This is a genomic window from Pseudoalteromonas sp. MelDa3 (genome assembly GCF_002863625.1).
GTDB classification, from domain to species: Bacteria; Pseudomonadota; Gammaproteobacteria; order Enterobacterales; family Alteromonadaceae; genus Pseudoalteromonas; species Pseudoalteromonas arctica.
In genome coordinates this window covers 1-1,491 of sequence record NZ_PJBR01000208.1, presented here as the reverse complement: position 1 = coordinate 1,491, position 1,491 = coordinate 1, and the positions used below count along the sequence as shown (strand labels likewise).

The window sequence follows — 1,491 nt, the reverse complement described above, 5'->3', positions numbered from 1 at the left end:
GCTGTCTCTTATACACAAATCCCTGCTAAGAAATTAGCGGGGATTTTTTTGAACTAAATCTCAATGTCATGATCAGATCTTCAAATCTTGTTTGAGGGCACATTATGATTAACGAACATACTCATTGGGCAAAACAACAATTCGGTAAATCGGACTTAGGTGATCCAAGAAGAACAGCGCGTCTGGTAAAGTTAGCATCAACGCTTGCAAATGAACCAGGAAAACCACTTGTAAACATCACTCAATCCCCCGCCGATATGGAAGGTGCCTACCGCTTTATTCGCAACGAGAATATTGACGCAACGGCTATAGCAGAGTCAGGCTTTAAAGCCACGGTTGAACAAGCAAAAAGTCATAACTTATTGCTCGCATTAGAAGACACGACCACACTAATTTATAAACATTCCTCCATTCGAGATGATTTGGGTCATGTCGGACGAGGAGCAAAACAACGAGGCTTGTTAGCTCATAGCGTATTACTGTTTGCGCCAGACACAAAGCAAGTTGTGGGATTAATTGAACAGTCTCGCTGGAGTCGTGATATCAACACGATTGGAAAAAGAGAAAAACACGCGACGACTTCTTACGAAGAAAAAGAAAGTTACAAGTGGGAGTCAGCGTCACGAGCGATGGCAGAGCGGCTGCAAGGACAAATGGCGAACGTGATATCGGTGTGTGACCGCGAAGCGGACATCTACGAATACTTGCAGTATAAACTGACCGAGCAGCAACGATTCGTCGTACGCTCGATGCAAAGTCGTCATATTGAAGAAGGTGAGGATAAGCTCTATGCGTTTGCAAGCGAGCTGATGAGTGCAGGCACCAAACACATCCACATTGCACAAAAAGGAGGAAGAAAAGCCCGAAGCGCAACACTGGATATCACCTATGCGCCAGTGACACTCAAAGCGCCTTACAATAAGAAAGGACGCTCCCTCCCAGTTTACTATGTCGGCTGTGCAGAGAGAGGAAACGCTGAGAACGGCTTAAGCTGGCACCTATTAACCAGTGAACCAGTCACCAGCAAAGAAGACGCCTTAGCTATCATCACCTACTATGAGCACCGTTGGCTTGTAGAGGAATACCATAAAGTCTGGAAAAGTGATGGCACGGATATCGAAAGTTTACGCCTTCAAAGCCAAGATAACATGGAAAGATTGGTGACGATTAATGGCTTTATTGCGACGCGAATATTGCAACTAAAGTTCACCAATGAGCAGCCTGATTCTCCAAGTTGTGAACAACTGTTATCTCCCAAAGCATGGAAGTTATTGTGGTTAAAGAGAATAAAAACACCATTGCCTGAAACTGCTCCAAATATGTCATGGGCGTATCAGGAACTGGCAAAGTTAGGAGGCTGGAAAGATACCAAGCGCACAGGGCGTGCATCTGTGAAAGTGTTATGGCAAGGATGGCTTAAGTTACAAGCCATCCTGGAAGGCTACGATTTAGCAAAATCTCTTGAGTCAGACTTGTGATCAAGAGACAGCT

At 44.9% G+C, this 1,491-nt stretch carries 1 protein-coding gene; it reads left to right on the top strand.

What is annotated here, in order from left to right:
- Positions 1-104: 104 nt before the first annotated feature.
- Entirely contained in the window at positions 105-1,478 is a 1,374-nt protein-coding gene (locus CXF89_RS19170; RefSeq protein ID WP_121955487.1) for an IS4 family transposase, read from the top strand.
- Positions 1,479-1,491: the final 13 nt, after the last annotated feature.